At 74.3% G+C, this 14416-nt stretch carries 14 protein-coding genes; 5 read left to right on the top strand and 9 right to left on the bottom strand.

The genetic code is table 11. The annotated features are described in order from the left end of the window. The first annotated feature begins 48 nt into the window (after positions 1-48). The 3 genes from ACFEMC_RS12295 to ACFEMC_RS12305 all read left to right on the top strand — a co-directional run bounded on the left by ACFEMC_RS12295 (position 49) and on the right by ACFEMC_RS12305 (position 3437). Positions 49-1098 carry an NAD(P)-dependent alcohol dehydrogenase gene (locus ACFEMC_RS12295; RefSeq protein WP_380169902.1) on the top strand — a complete coding sequence of 350 codons (1050 nt, stop codon included), beginning with the start codon at positions 49-51 and terminating at the stop codon, positions 1096-1098. A gap of 3 nt (positions 1099-1101) precedes the next feature. Beyond that, positions 1102-1872, top strand: coding sequence for an SDR family NAD(P)-dependent oxidoreductase (locus ACFEMC_RS12300; protein WP_380169903.1), 771 nt, complete (start codon positions 1102-1104; stop codon positions 1870-1872). A gap of 260 nt (positions 1873-2132) precedes the next feature. After that, the gene (locus tag ACFEMC_RS12305) at positions 2133-3437 is read left to right on the top strand and encodes a dicarboxylate/amino acid:cation symporter (protein ID WP_380169904.1); all 1305 of its coding nucleotides are present in this window, start codon (positions 2133-2135) and stop codon (positions 3435-3437) included. Between the two features lie 18 nt (positions 3438-3455). On the opposite strand, the gene ACFEMC_RS12310 is transcribed toward ACFEMC_RS12305, so the two are convergent. The 9 genes from ACFEMC_RS12310 to ACFEMC_RS12350 all read right to left on the bottom strand — a co-directional run bounded on the left by ACFEMC_RS12310 (position 3456) and on the right by ACFEMC_RS12350 (position 12188). Continuing rightward, complete coding sequence (locus tag ACFEMC_RS12310) at positions 3456-4418, bottom strand: alpha/beta hydrolase family esterase (protein ID WP_380169905.1); 963 nt, start codon at positions 4416-4418, stop codon at positions 3456-3458. Positions 4419-4429: 11 nt separating this feature from the next. Beyond that, a complete protein-coding gene (gene truB / locus ACFEMC_RS12315) occupies positions 4430-5314 on the bottom strand; it encodes a tRNA pseudouridine(55) synthase TruB (RefSeq protein WP_380169906.1) in 885 nt (294 codons plus the stop codon). 169 nt (positions 5315-5483) lie between these two features. Next, the gene (locus ACFEMC_RS12320) at positions 5484-6017 is read right to left on the bottom strand and encodes a DUF3592 domain-containing protein (RefSeq protein ID WP_380169907.1); all 534 of its coding nucleotides are present in this window, start codon (positions 6015-6017) and stop codon (positions 5484-5486) included. Positions 6018-6041: 24 nt separating this feature from the next. After that, positions 6042-6551: a 30S ribosome-binding factor RbfA gene (gene rbfA, locus ACFEMC_RS12325; RefSeq protein ID WP_380169908.1), complete on the bottom strand. Its 510-nt coding sequence runs from the start codon at positions 6549-6551 to the stop codon at positions 6042-6044. A gap of 45 nt (positions 6552-6596) precedes the next feature. Continuing rightward, the gene (locus ACFEMC_RS12330; RefSeq protein WP_380169909.1) at positions 6597-6890 is read right to left on the bottom strand and encodes a DUF503 domain-containing protein; all 294 of its coding nucleotides are present in this window, start codon (positions 6888-6890) and stop codon (positions 6597-6599) included. Between the two features lie 70 nt (positions 6891-6960). Further along, positions 6961-10062, bottom strand: coding sequence for a translation initiation factor IF-2 (infB, locus tag ACFEMC_RS12335; RefSeq protein ID WP_380169910.1), 3102 nt, complete (start codon positions 10060-10062; stop codon positions 6961-6963). Between the two features lie 91 nt (positions 10063-10153). Beyond that, a complete protein-coding gene (locus tag ACFEMC_RS12340; RefSeq protein ID WP_380169911.1) occupies positions 10154-10453 on the bottom strand; it encodes a YlxR family protein in 300 nt (99 codons plus the stop codon). A 95-nt stretch (positions 10454-10548) separates the two neighbouring features. Continuing rightward, complete coding sequence (gene nusA / locus ACFEMC_RS12345) at positions 10549-11586, bottom strand: transcription termination factor NusA (RefSeq protein WP_380169912.1); 1038 nt, start codon at positions 11584-11586, stop codon at positions 10549-10551. Beyond that, entirely contained in the window at positions 11583-12188 is a 606-nt protein-coding gene (locus ACFEMC_RS12350) for a ribosome maturation factor RimP (protein WP_380169913.1), read from the bottom strand. The genes nusA and ACFEMC_RS12350 overlap by 4 nt, the downstream gene beginning before the upstream one ends. Before the next feature lie 161 nt (positions 12189-12349). On the opposite strand from ACFEMC_RS12350, the gene ACFEMC_RS12355 reads away from it, so the two are divergent. Both ACFEMC_RS12355 and ACFEMC_RS12360 read left to right on the top strand, forming a co-directional pair. Then, a complete protein-coding gene (locus tag ACFEMC_RS12355; RefSeq protein ID WP_380169914.1) occupies positions 12350-13480 on the top strand; it encodes a DUF4439 domain-containing protein in 1131 nt (376 codons plus the stop codon). A 38-nt stretch (positions 13481-13518) separates the two neighbouring features. Further along, on the top strand, positions 13519-14415 hold the full coding sequence (locus ACFEMC_RS12360) for an endonuclease/exonuclease/phosphatase family protein (protein WP_380169915.1): 897 nt from the start codon (positions 13519-13521) through the stop codon (positions 14413-14415). Position 14416 lies beyond the last annotated feature (1 nt).

Below are 14416 nucleotides of genomic sequence, written 5' to 3' on the forward strand. Positions count from 1 at the left end.
GTTCCACCCGCAGTTCGGCCTGAGCCCCACCTCGACGAGGAGAAGACCATGACCGGGACCACCGTCCCCACCACGATGCGCGCGAGCGTCCTGCTGAAGCAGGGCGTGGTCGAGATGCAGGAACGTCCCGTGCCGGCGCCCGGCGACGGCGAGGTCCTCGTCCGCGTCGGCTCCGTCGGCGTCTGCGGTTCCGACGTCCACTACTACAAGCACGGACGCATCGGGGACATGGTCGTCACCGCGCCGATCGTGCTGGGGCACGAGGTGTCCGGAACGGTCGTGTCCGTGGGCCGCGGGGTTCCGGAGTCCCGCGTCGGGGACCGCGTCGCGATCGACCCGCAGGTCCCCTGCCGGCAGTGCCGGCAGTGCAAGACGGGCCGCTCGAACCTCTGCCCGTTCATGGAGTTCTACGCGACGCCGCCGTTCGACGGGACGTTCTGCGACTACGTCACAGCCCCCGCCGACCAGGCGTACACCGTGCCGGACAGCCTGTCCGACGAGTCCGCCGCCCTGCTCGAACCGCTGAGCGTGGGGTTGTGGGCCGCGCACAAGGCCGACGTCGGCCCGGGCGACCAGGTGCTCATCGCCGGCGCGGGCCCGATCGGCGCCATGTGCGCGCAGGCAGTCCGCGCCCGCGGCGCCACCGATGTCGTCGTCACCGACTTCGTCGACTCCCGCCGCGAGCGGATCACGTCGTTCGGCGCCACCCGCGCGCTGCACCCCGTCGCCGACGCCGAGGAGATCGCCGCCCTGCGCGCCGACGCGTTCATCGACTGCTCCGGCGCGACGCCGGCCGTGCTGTCGGGGATCTCCAGCACGCGCGGCGGCGGGACGGTCGTGCTCGTGGGCCTGGGCGCGGAGGAGATGCCGCTGCCCGTGCAGCTCATCGCCACCCGGGAGATCTCCGTCACCGGGGTGTTCCGCTACATCGACACCTGGCCTCGCGGCATCGCGCTGACCACCTCCGGCGCCGTGCACCTCGACGACATGGTCACCGCGCGGTACCCGCTGGAACAGGTCGAGGACGCGCTCAACGCCGACTCCGACCCGCTGAGCATGAAGGCCGTCGTCGTCGTCAACGCACCCGAGGGGAACTGAGAGATGACCGTCCTGGACACGTTCTCGCTGCAGGGCAAGGTCGCCCTCGTCTCCGGCGGCTACCGCGGGCTGGGCCGGGCGTTCGCCCAGGCCGTCGCCGAGGCCGGCGCCGACGTCGTCGTGGCCGCCCGCAACGAGGAGGCCTCGGTGGCCGCGGCCGCCGAGATCGCGGCCAGCACCGGCCGCCGCACGCTCGGGCTCCGCCTGGACGTCACCTCCCGCGCCGAGGTCGAGGCCGCGATCGGGCGCACGACCGAGGAGTTCGGAACGCTCGACGTCCTCGTCAACAACGCCGGCACCTGCGTCCACCGCCCCGCGCTGGAGGTGACCGACGAGGAGTACGACGACGTCATCACGACGAACCTCAAGGGCGTGTGGCTGCCCAGCACCGTCGCGGCGCGCTGGATGGCCGAGCACGGCGGCGGGAGCATCGTGAACATCGGCTCCATCAGCGCCTCCATCGTCAACCGCCCGCAGCTGCAGCCGGTCTACAACGCCTCCAAGGCCGCGGTGCACCAGCTGACGAAGTCGCTCGCGGCCGAGTGGGCACCGCTGGGCATCCGCGTGAACGCCGTCGCGCCCGGGTACGTCAAGACGGAGATGGCCCCCGTCGACCGGCCCGAGTTCCGCCGGATGTGGATCGAGGACGCGCCGATGCAGCGGTACGCCAGCCCGGAGGAGATCGCCGCGACGGTCGTCTACCTCGCCTCGGACGCCTCGAGCTTCTCGACGGGGTCGGTCGTCGTCACCGACGGGGGCTACACGCTCTTCTGACCCCCGCGCGCCGGCGTGCTCGGGTGGGGAACGTTGACTCCCCGGTGACGATGATCGTCACCGGGGAGTCAACGTTCCCCGGCCGAGCGCAGCGAGGCGGCGGGAACAAGTGCGCCGGGGCCACGGTTCACGCCCTCGGCATGGACATGGCACAGGACTTCACCGAGCGGCTCCACATCGACCTCGGGCGGGCGCAGAGCGCCAGGTAGCGGGACGGCGCACCACCGTTCCCGCCACCCCGTCGTCCCAGGAGTTCCCCCGTGCTCACCCGCCTGCGCCGCACGCCCTTCGGCGTGCAGGTCCTCATCGGTCTCGTCCTCGGCATCGCCCTGGGCGCGCTCGCCCGCTCGATGGGCGGCACCGACGAGGACCCCAACTGGCTCACCACGACCCTGACCACCATCGGGTCGACCTTCGTCACGATGCTGCGGGTCCTCGTCCCGCCGCTCGTGGTCCTCGCCGTCCTCACCTCGATCGCGAACCTGCGCCAGGTGACGAACGCGGCCCGCCTCGCCTGGCAGACCCTCCTGTGGTTCGCGATCACGGCGCTCATCGCCGTGGGCATCGGCATCGCGATCGGCGTCCTGACCGACCCCGGCGAGCGGTCGTCCGTCGCGGCGAGCGCCGCGAAGGACCCGTCCTCGACGGGCTCCTGGCTGGACTTCCTGCAGGGCATCGTCCCCGGGAACACGTTCGGTCTCGAGGCGTCCGCCGCGAAGGACGGCAGCATCTCGCTGAACTTCAACGTGCTGCAGCTGCTCGTCATCGCCGTCGTCCTCGGGGTGGCGGTCCTGAAGGTCGGCGAGAAGGCCGAACCCGTCCTGGCCTTCGCCCGGTCCGCGCTGGCCGTCGTCCAGACCGTCCTGTGGTGGGTCATCCGCCTCGCCCCGATCGGCACGGTCGGCCTGCTCGGCAAGGCCGTCGCGACGTACGGCTGGGACGCCCTGAGCCCCCTGGGCGTGTTCGTCGTCGACGTCTACGCCGGGCTCGCGCTCGTCGTGCTCGTCGTCTACCCGCTGCTGCTGAAGGCCCACGGCCTGAGCGTGCGCAACTTCGCGGCCGGCGTGTGGCCGGCGACCCAGCTCGGGTTCGTGTCGCGCTCCTCCATCGGCACGCTGCCCGTGACGCAGCGCGTCACCGAGGACCTGGGCGTCCCGCAGTCCTACGCCTCCTTCGCCGTGCCGCTCGGCGCCACGACGAAGATGGACGGCTGCGCCGCGATCTACCCGGCCCTGGCCGCGATCTTCGTCGCCGGCTTCTTCGGGGTGGACCTGTCGATCACCGACTACCTGCTCATCGCGTTCGTGTCCGTCGTCGGCTCGGCCGCCACGGCCGGCCTCACCGGCGCCACCGTCATGCTGACGCTGACGCTCTCCACGTTGGGACTGCCGCTGGCCGGGGTGGGGCTGCTCCTGGCCATCGACCCGATCCTCGACATGGGCCGCACGGCGGTCAACGTCACCGGGCAGGCGCTCGTCCCGACGATCGTCGCCAAGCGCGAGGGCCTGCTGGACCTGGCCCGCTTCCGCGACCGGCGCGGCGTGCGGGAGACCGTCGACGCCTGATCCGACCGGGGGGACCCCTCAGGAGGTCGCGGCCACCGACACGACGAGGTCGGTGGCCGACCACCCGGTCTCCGCGCGTGTCGGCCACCCGTGTCCGGCGCCCGGCAGGCGGTAGACCGTCACCGGGGCCGGGCCCGGCCACGTCGTGACCTGCACCGGACCCGTCAGCGAGGCCCCGCCCGGGAGCGTCCACCGCTCCGGGGCGGGGTCCGTCGCGTTCGCCCGGCGGAAGGCCGCCACCGTCTCGTCCACCGAGGCCAGCGCCGGCAGCCACGCCGACCGGGTGGACCGGCCCGCCCACGGCTGCACCGGGTCCGCGTCCCCGTGGCTCAACCAGACCGGGGGTCCGGCCCCGCCACGCGCGGCGGCAGGCAGGGGCCGGGTCGCCCCCCGACCGGCCAGCAGCTCACCGGAGACCGCCACGACGCCCGCCCAGTCCAGGGGGTGCTGGGCCGCCAGGACCATCGCCATGCCGGCGCCGTTGGAGAACCCGCTCACGACGACACGGCCGGGGTGCACGACCCCCTCGGCGACGAGCTCGGCCACGACGGCGCGCACGAAGGCGGCGTCGTCCGGTCCGTCCGGTCCGAGGCGTCCGTCGTTCCAGGCCCGGCCCGACGCGTGCGGCACCACGAGGGCGACTCCGGCGTCGGCGGCCGCCGCCGCGAGACCCGTCCCCCGCGCGAAGGCTCCCGCCTCGCCGTCGAGGCCGTGCAGGGCCACCACGAGCGGCGCGCGGCCCGGGAGCTCCGCCGGTTGCCAGAGGTAGCCGCGGGTCCCGTCCGCCGTGGCCAGCGAGCGCTCGACGAGCCGGGCGTCGAGCACCGGGAGCCCGGGCTCCGGGACGCCGGGAGCCGCCACCACGGGCGCGGGGACCCCCGAGGGTGCAGGCGCGTCCCGCACCCCGGAACCGCCGCCCAGGAGCAGGACCAGCGCAAGGGCCGGGACGAGGACGGCACCGTCCCTCCCCCGACCCCTCACGGTGACCGACCCTAACCGCCGGTCACGAGGACGAGCAGGGGTTTCGCCCCGCGCGGGGTGTCGCCGACGAGGGCCACGAGCGTCCCGTCGGGTGCGAACGCCCCGACCGGACCCTCCAGCCCGGTGGCGGGCAGGAAGCCGCCGTGGGCCAGGTTCCCCGCCTGGCGCTCGTCGACGTCCAGGACGGGGAACAGGCGTCGTGCGACCGCGGCGAGCGGCTCCACCCGCGGCTCGGTCTCCACCTGCTCGAGCGTGCGCGCCTCGTCGAGCGTGAACGGCCCGGACCGGGTGCGACGCAACGCCGTCAGGTGCCCGCCGACCCCGAGGGCCCGGCCGAGGTCGCGGGCCAGGGCCCGGACGTAGGTGCCGCTGGAGACCTCCACGACGACGTCGAGGTCGAGGAAGGGACCGTCGAGGCGCCGGTCGAGGACGTCGAAGCGGGACACCGTCACCGGGCGCGGAGGCAGTTCGACGTCCTGCCCACCGCGCACCCGCGCGTAGCTGCGCTGTCCGTCGACCTTGATGGCGGAGACCGAGCTCGGGACCTGCTGGATCGGCCCGGTCAGCGCGGCGACGGCCGCGGCGAGCGCGTCGTCCACGACCCCCGTCGCGTCCACGGGCTCACCGAGCGGTTCACCCTCGGCGTCGTCGGTGACCGTGGCGACCCCCAGCCGGACGGTCGCCGCGTAGGCCTTGTCGTGGGCGACGAGGTGGGTGAGGAACTTCGTGCCGCGGTTGGCGCCGAGGACCAGCACGCCCGTCGCCGCCGGGTCCAGCGTCCCCGCGTGGCCGACGCGTCGCGTGGACAGCAGGCGCCGGCAGCGACCGACGACGTCGTGGCTGGTCCAGCCGGCCGGCTTGTCGACGACGAGGATCCCGTCCCCCACCCCGCTCACGCCGCACCCCCGGCGCCCTGGCTCAGGCGGAGGACACGTTTTCCGCCCCTGGAACGGCCTTCGGAGGGGCGGAAAGGGTGTTCTCCACGCGGGACCGGGGCGACAGCGGAGAGGGCGGGAGGGAGGAGGAGCACGGGGAGCAGTGTGCCGTGCCCGGGATAGCGTCCCGTCAGGGGAACTGCCCGAAGGCCGAGCGGGCGAGGCCGAACATGACGACGACCACGACGAGGAAGGCCACGCCGAAGACCGCCACGAACACTCCGGTGGGGCCGTTGCCCAGGAGGGACCCGCCCTCCGCGCGCACGTGGGCGCGGTCGGGGTCGGCGGGGTCGTAGACGACCTGGGCGGGGCGGCCGGTGACGAACGACTTGTTCCACACCTGCTCGCCCACGACCGTGACCTCGCGGCCGCCGGCCTCGAAGCGCACGACGGGCGAGAACGTCATGCGGTGCTCGTGGTGGCTCGTGATGCGGTTGTCGACGACGGTGCCCGTCGTGGTCACCCCCTCGGTGCCCAGCCGGACGGCGTCCTGGGAGCGCCGGCGGGCCCGCACCGAGGTGCGGACGCCACCGAGCACGACTGCGACGCCGACGAGGGCCATCACCACGAAGACGACGACGAAGAACGAGGGCACCCCGGTGTCCCCACCGAGGTCCGTGCCGAGGCCGGTGCTCAGGTCGACACCGGGGAACTGCGGGTCCATGACCCCCAGCGTGCCACCGGGACGTCAGCCGCGGGCGGCGTTCCCGTCGGCCGGATCCACGTCCTCGTCGGTGTCCCCGTCAGCGTCCAGGTCGTCGTCCCACTCGTCGTCGTGCTCGGCGGGCTTCTTGTACGGGTCGGCGTCACCGGCGGGCTTGGCGCCCGCCGCCAGGGCCGCGACGCGCGCGTCCTGCTCAGCGGCCTTGGACAGCAGGTCGGTGATCTGCTGCGCCGTCTCGGGCACCTCGTCCGCGGTGAAGGTCAGCGTCGGGGTGAGCCGGATGCCGGTGCGCTTGCCGACCTCCGAGCGCAGCACGCCCTTGGCCGACTCCAGCGCGGCCTTCGTGCCGAGCTTCTCCTCGTCGCTGCCGAAGACGGTGTAGTAGAGGGTCGCGTGCTGCAGGTCGTTCGTCACCCGGGCGTCGGTGATCGTGACGAACCCCAGGCGGGGGTCCTTGACGCGCTTCTCGAGGGCGTCGGCGACGACGACCTTGATGCGGTCGGCGAGCTTGCGGGCACGGGTGGGATCCGCCACGGGGAACTCCTGCAGGGTCGGGATCGAACGTCCGGCGAGGGGTCCTCAGTCGTGGGAGGACAGGGACTGGCGCCGGGCGGAGAGGATCTGGAACTCGGGGTGCGCCGCGACGAGGCGTTCGCACCGGTCGAGCACGTCGGTGCAGCGGGCGGCGTCGGCGGCCACCACGGCGACCGCGACCTCGGCCCGCCGGTGCAGGTCGAGGTGCCCGGTCTCGGCCGCGGCGACATCGAAGGACCGGCGCAGTTCGGCGACGAGAGGTCGCACGAGGCTGCGCTTGCCCTTCAACGAGTGGACGTCGCCGAGCAGCAGGTCGACGGTGAGCGTTGCTGTGAACATGGGTACCTGAGGGGTGGCAGCCGGGGCGGGACCTCGTCGGTCCCGCCCCGGCCACCGGGTCGAGCGCGGATCAGCTCCGCGCCTTCTCCTGCATCTCGTACGTCTCGATGACGTCGTCGATCTGGAGGTCGTTGTACGACCCGAGGCCGATACCGCACTCGTAGCCCTCGCGGACCTCGGTGGCGTCGTCCTTGAACCGTCGCAGCGACTCGATGGTGAGGTTGTCCCCGTGCACGACACCGCGGCGCAGCACGCGCGCCTTGGTGTTGCGGCGGATGAGACCCGACCGGACGAGGCAACCGGCGATGTTGCCGAACTTCGAGGAGCGGAAGATCTCGCGGACCTCCGCCGTGCCGAGCTGGACCTCTTCGTACTCGGGCTTGAGCATGCCCTTCAGGGACGCCTCGACGTCCTCGATGGCCGCGTAGATGACCGAGTAGAAGCGGATGTCGACGCCCTCGCGGTCGGCGTACTCCTTGGTCTGCTGCTCCGGGCGCACGTTGAACCCGATGATGATCGCGTTCGAGGCGACGGCGAGGTTGACGTTGTTCTTCGTCACCGCACCGACACCTCGGTCGATCACGCGCAGCTCGACCTCGTCGCCGACGTCGATCTTGTACAGCGCGTCCTCGAGGGCCTCGACGGAACCGGCCCCGTCACCCTTGAGGATGAGGTTGAGGCTCTCGACCTTGCCCTTCTGCAGCGCAGCGGTGAAGTCCTCCAGCGAGATGCGCTTGCGCGCCTTCGCCAGAGCCGCGTTGCGCTCCTGCGCCTCGCGCTTCTCCGCGATCTGCCGGGCCGTGCGGTCGTCGGGCGCCGCGAGGAACGTGTCCCCCGCACCCGGCACCGACGTCAGACCCAGGACCTGCACCGGACGCGACGGGGTGGCCTCCTCGACCGTGTCCCCGTTCTCGTCGATCATCGCGCGGACGCGGCCGTAACCGGTGCCCGCGACGATCGCGTCGCCGACGCGCAGCGTCCCGGACTGCACCAGGACGGTGGCGACCGGACCGCGGCCCTTGTCGAGGTTGCCCTCGATGGCCACACCGCGAGCGTCCTTGTCCGGGTTCGCCCGCAGGTCCAGCGAGGCGTCGGCGGTGAGCAGGACGGCCTCGAGGAGGTCGTCCAGGCCCATGCCCTGCTTCGCGGACACGTTGACGAACATCGTCTCGCCGCCGTACTCCTCGGCCACCAGGTTGTACTCGGTGAGCTGCTGCCGGACCTTGTCCGGGTTCGCGCCCTCCTTGTCGACCTTGTTGACCGCGACGACGATCGGGACGTCGGCCGCCTGGGCGTGGTTGAGCGCCTCGATGGTCTGGGGCATCACACCGTCGTCGGCCGCCACCACGAGGATCGCGATGTCGGTGACCTTGGCACCACGAGCACGCATGGCCGTGAAGGCCTCGTGACCCGGGGTGTCGATGAAGGTGATCGGCCGGTCGAAGCCCTCGTGCTCCTTGACGACCTGGTAGGCGCCGATGTGCTGGGTGATGCCACCGGCCTCCTTCGCCACGACGTCGGTGGACCGGATGGCGTCCAGGAGCTTGGTCTTCCCGTGGTCGACGTGACCCATGACGGTGACGACCGGAGGACGTGCCTCGAGCTCCTCGTCGCCCTCGGCCTCGAGTTCGGCGTCGAGGTCGATGGAGAAGCCCGCGAGCAGCTCGCGCTCCTCGTCCTCGGGCGAGACGACCTCGATGACGTAGCCGAGCTCCTGGCCGAGCACCTGGAAGGTGTCCTCGTCCAGCGACGCGGTCGCGGTGACCATCTCCCCCAGGTGGAAGAGGATCGTCACCAGCGCCGCGGGGTCGGCGTCGATGCGCTCGGCGAAGTCGCTGACCGAGGCGCCGCGGCGGATGCGGATGACGGTCGTGCCGTCACCGCGCCGGACCGAGACACCGCCGACCGACGGCGCCGCCATCGCCTCGAACTCCTGGCGCTTGGCGCGCTTGGACTTGCGGCCCTTGGCCGGCTTGCCGCCGGCGCGACCGAACGCGCCCTGGGTGCCGCCGCGGTTGCCCGGACGACCACCACCACCGGGACGACCCGCGAAACCGCCGCCGCCACCGGGACCACCGGGACGGCCGGCGTACCCGCCGCCGCCACCACGGCCACCACCGGGGCCACCGCGGCCCGGAGCACCGGGACGCCCGGCACCCGCACCCGGACGGCCGACCGTCGGGCGCGCCGGCATCATGCCGGGGTTCGGGCGCGGACCGCCGGGGCGCGGACCGCCGGGGCCGGGCGCACCGCCGGGACGGGGACCGCCCTGCGGGCGCGGCATGCCCTGGTTGGCCGCGAACGGGTTGTTGCCCGGACGGGGGCCACCCTGCGGGCGCGGCATCCCCTGGCTCGTCGCGAAGGGGTTGTTGCCCGGACGCGGCGCACCGCCACCGGGACGGGGCGCTCCACCGGGAGCACCGGCGCCGGGACGGCCCTGGCGGTCGCCCTGCGGACGGTCGCCGCGGGGACGATCGCCACCGGGACGCTCGCCACCGGGACGCTCGCCACCGGGACGCTCGCCGCCGGGACGATCAGCGCGGTCCGGACGCGGACCCCGCGCACCGGGACCACCGGGGCCACCCTGACCGGGACCACCCGGACGGGCACCGGGACCACCGGGGCCGGGACGGGCCCCCGGACGCGCACCCTGGCCGGGACCACCGGAGGACGGGGGCGTGGAGGGACGGGCACCCGGGGTCGGGCGCTGTCCGGGCGTGGCCGGCCGCTGCGCGGCGGGACGCTCGGTGGGAGCGCTCGGGGGTGCCTGGAACGCCGGACCGGAAGCCGCCGCGGGTGCGGGGGCGGCCGGAGCCGACGGGGCGGGAGCCGCAGCCGGCGCGGGGGCCGACGGAGCGGGTGCACCGGCCGACGGCTGCGGGCGCGTGGGCGCCGGAGCGGGGGCCGGGGTCGCCGACGGACGCGGCGACGGAGCGGGGCCCGGACGGGCACCGCTCGGAACGCGCGGACCCGGCTTCGCCGCCGGACCCGGTCGGGCGGCGCTGGCGCCACCCTCGGTGGGGAACTTGTCCTTCAGCCGCCGGATGACCGGCGGTTCGACGGTCGAGCTCGCGGAACGCACGAACTCGCCCATCTCCTTGAGCGTGGCCAGCACGACCTTGCTCTCGACTCCGAACTCCTTGGCGAGCTCGTAGACCCGGACCTTCGCCACATCTCTCCTGTCTCGGTCCGGGCTCGTCTCTACCGGGCGCGGACCGTCATCAGTCGGGGGGATTCATCGCTGGAGACTCATCGGGTGCTCATCAGCTGTTCGACCCGCTCTCATCGGTGGTGGTGGACACGACGGCCTCGTGCGGGCACGAGTCCAGGAAGGACCGTACTCCCGAGGTGTCGAGGGGAGCCGTCCGGCGCAACGCCCGGGACCAGGCCCGGCGCTTGTCCGCCAGCTCCAGGCACGCGCTGCTCTGGTGCAGCCACGCGCCCCTGCCCGGGAGCCGACGACGCACGTCGACGAGGAGGACTCCCGCCTCGTCCGGTGCGACGACGACTCTCAGCAGCGACGACCGTTCGCCCCGGCGACGGCACCCGACGCACGTGCGCACCGGACGAGCCGGGAGGCGCAGGGCGTGGTCGGACCGCCGGTCGGTGGGACCGGTCGCAGGCAGTGTAACGATGGGGAGAGTCTAGCCCTTCCCGCTCAGGCGCCGCCCGCGCGCTCACCGGCCCGGGTGTCGTCCCGGTCGGCGTCCCGGTCCTCGTCCTGGGTGTCGGGCCGGATGTCGATGCGCCAGCCCGTGAGCTTGGCCGCCAGCCGAGCGTTCTGGCCCTCCTTGCCGATGGCCAGCGACAACTGGTAGTCCGGCACGACGACGCGGGCCGAGCGCGCGGCGAGGTCGACGACCTCCACCGACGTCACCCGCGCCGGCGACAGCGCGTTGGCCACGAAGCGGGCCGGGTCCTCGTGGAAGTCGACGATGTCGATCTTCTCCCCGCGAAGCTCCGACATCACCGCGCGGACGCGCTGGCCCATCGGACCGATGCAGGCGCCCTTGGCGTTGATCCCCGGGCGCGTGGCGTGCACGGCCATCTTCGAGCGGTGGCCGGCCTCGCGGGACAGCGCGGTGATCTTCACGGTCCCGTCGGCGATCTCGGGCACCTCGAGCGCGAACAGCTTGCGCACGAGCTGGGGGTGGGAGCGGCTGAGGACGACCTGCGGGCCCTTCGGCCCCTTCTTGACGCTCACGACGAAGCAGCGCAGGCGGGAGCCGTGCTCGTACTTCTCCCCCGGCACCTGCTCGGCCGGCGGCAGCACGCCCTCGAGGGTGCCGAGGTCGACCTGGACGATGCGCGGGTCGCGGCCCTGCTGCACGACACCGGAGACGATCTCCCCCTCGGTGCCGGCGAACTCGCCGAGCACGGCGTCGTCCTCGGCGTCACGCAGGCGCTGCAGGATGACCTGGCGGGCCGTGGTCGCCGCGATCCGGCCGAAGCCGCTCGGCGTGTCGTCGAACTCGCCGACGACGGTGCCCTCGTCGTCGCGCTCCTTGGCCAGCACGCGCACCTCACCGCTGCTGCGGTCGAGCTCGATCCGCGCGTCGGGGTGGGCCTTGTGGTCGGCGTGCTCGGTGCGGTGGTAGGCCACGAGCAGCGCCTGCTCGATCGCCCGCACGAGCGTCTCGAAGGGGATCTCGCGGTCCCGCTCCAGCATCCGCAGGGCGGCCATGTCGATGTTCACTGCTCGTCCTCGGTCTCGTCATCAGCGTCGTCAGCGTCGTCAGCGTCGTCGTCCAGGTCTTCCAGGTCGTCCAGCTCGTCCGCGCGGCGGAACTCGACCTGCACCTCACCACGGACCAGGTCGGCCCAGGGCAGGTCGTGGGGGGCGCCCACGTCCTTGGCCCGTGGGGGACGGCCCTTGACCATCTGCGGCTCACCCGTCCCGTGCACGCCCTCGTCGTCGACGGACACGACGCGCAGCAGCAGCGAGGAGGAGTCGGCCAGGACGGCCCGCACGAGGCGGCCGCGGGCGCGGGCCCAGTGCCGCCGCGTCGTCAGGGGCCGGTCGACGCCGGGCGAGGTCACCTCGAGCGTGTAGGGGGCCTGCCCCAGGACGTCGGCGTCGTCGAGCGCCTGCGAGACGGCCGTCGAGGCCACCGCGACGGCGTCGAGGTCGATGTCGCCGGGTTCGTCACCGGCTCCGTCGACGACCACGCGCACGACGTGGCGGCGGCCGGCGCTGCTGACGTCGACGTCGTCCAGCACGAGGGAGTCCCCCACCTCGGAGCCGGGGGCGAAGACGGGAGCCAGCGCCCTCCGGACGGTCTCCTCCAGCGTCGACACGACCGCCCCTCCCTGCTCTCGAGTTGTCCTGACGGCCGCACCGGATCCCGGCGCGGGCACGACGGGACAGCTTAGACGCTGCGGCGCCCCGCTCCCGCCCCTCCAGAGCCGTCCGGGGTGCCGCCGTCCGGGACGTCCCCCACCTGGCACGATCGTCGACCGTGCCGCCCGTCCCGCCGTCCGTCCCACCGCCCGCGCGGGACACCTCCCCCCGCCGGCCCACCCGCCGCGCGCTGCTGGGGACCCTGGCGCTCGCGGTGACGGCACCGGCGCTGGCCGGCTGCGGGGTCCGCTGGGTCGTCGGCGAGGAACCCACCCCGACGGCCGACCGAGGGCCGGACGACGTGGCCCGGGAGGCCGCCGTCGACGACACGCTCGCCCTGCTGACCGTCCTGGACACCGCCGCCGGTGGCCCGGCGCCGTTGCAGGCCGTCGCCGCCGAGGCCGCGCAGGTGTGCCGCGCACACCTCACCGCCCTGGGCGCGACCGCGCCGGCGACCCCCACCGCGACCACGACCACGACCTCCCCCGCCACACCGCCCGACGCCCAGGTCGTCGCCGACCGGCTGACGCAGGCGTCGGCCGCCGCGGTCACCGAGCTCGCGCCCGCCGAGGGCCGGGGGCCGGGGGCCGACACGGCCCGCCTGCTCGTCGCGGTCGCCGCCTCGCGCGCCGTGCTGGCCGACGCGGTCGCCGTGGCGACGGGAGCGGTCGTGCGCCCCGCCCAGGGCACCACCGCGGCGCAGGACGCGGGAACCGCCACCCCGTCGCCGACCTCCCCCGCCCCGACGGGCGCGGCGGCGACCCCCTCCCCCACGGGCACCGCCGCCTCGACCCGCGTCCGCGCCCTGCAGGCCGCGCTCGCCGGCGAGCACGCCGCCGTCTACGCGTACGCCCTCGTCGCCGGTCGCCTCACGGCCCCGCGCCGGGACGAGGCCCTCGCGGACCTGGCCGCCCACCGCGTCGCCCGCGACGACCTCGTCGACGAGCTGGCCGCGGTCGGGGCGACCCCTGTCGAGGCGGCCGCCGGGTACGACGTCGCGGCCCCCACCGCCGCGGCCGCCACGGCACTCGCGGCCGCCGTCGAGGAGCGCGTCACCGCCCTGCGCGCGGACGTCGTCGCCACCGCGGGCACCGGGCGGGCGGACGCCGCCGCGACGGTGCTCACCGCGGCGCGGGCGGCGCGCCGGTGGGGCTCGACGGTCCTGGCGTTCCCCGGCCTGCCGTGGCTGGGCGAGGACGGCCGCGCCGTCCCGGGCGCCGCCACCCCGTCCACCGCGCCGACCCCCTGAGCGCCGGACCCGGGAGCGGCTGGGAGACTGCGCGCGAGATGAGCAGCGCACCCCCGCCCCCACCGGCCGACCGGCGCCCGCGCGCGGCCGACGCGCCGCTGCGGATCATGACGTGGAACGTGTGGTGGCGGTTCGGCGACTGGCGCGCCCGCCGGGAGGCGCTCCTCGCGGTCCTGCGCGCCGAGCAGCCCGACGTCGTGGGGCTGCAGGAGGTCTGGGCCGACGGCGACGAGAACCTCGCCGAGTGGCTCGCCGAGCGGCTCGGGATGCACGCGGCCTGGTCGCCCTCCCCCGCGCCCGACCGCTGGCGGCGGCGCCTGGCCCGGCACGGGGACCCCTCGACGGAGTCCCTGCAGTTCGGCAACGCCGTGCTGAGCCGCTGGCCGTTCCTGTCCACCGAGGTCCTGGACCTGCCTGCGGGCGGGTACGAGGACGAGGGCCGCACGGCGCTGCAGGTCCTCGTCGACGCACCCCGCCGGCCGCTGCCGTTCACGACGACGCACCTGAACTCCTCCCCGGCCGAGTCCGCGGTCCGCGTCGCCCAGGTGCGCGAGCTCGTGCCGTTCGTGGCGCGCACCCGCGTGAAGGGCGCGCACTACCCGCCCGTCCTGACGGGCGACTTCAACGCCGTCGCGGAGTCCGACGAGCTGCGGTTGTGCCACGGCTACCTGACGGCGGGCCCGGTGCCCGGGTTCGTCCTCGTCGACTCCTGGCGCTTCGCCGACCCGGCCGACCCCGGGTTCACCTGGGACCGGCGCAACCCGTTCGTCGCGCGCATCCACCAGCCCGACGCCCGCATCGACCACGTCCTCGTCGGCCTGGCGCCCTTCACGGGCGAGGGGTCGGTCCGCGCCGTGCGGCGCGTGGCCGTCGACCCCGTCGACGGGGTGTGGGCCAGCGACCACACCGCGGTCCTCGTCGACCTGGAGCCCTGAG

It is taken from the genome of Kineococcus sp. DHX-1 (assembly GCF_042473625.1).
Classification (GTDB): domain Bacteria; phylum Actinomycetota; class Actinomycetes; order Actinomycetales; family Kineococcaceae; genus Kineococcus.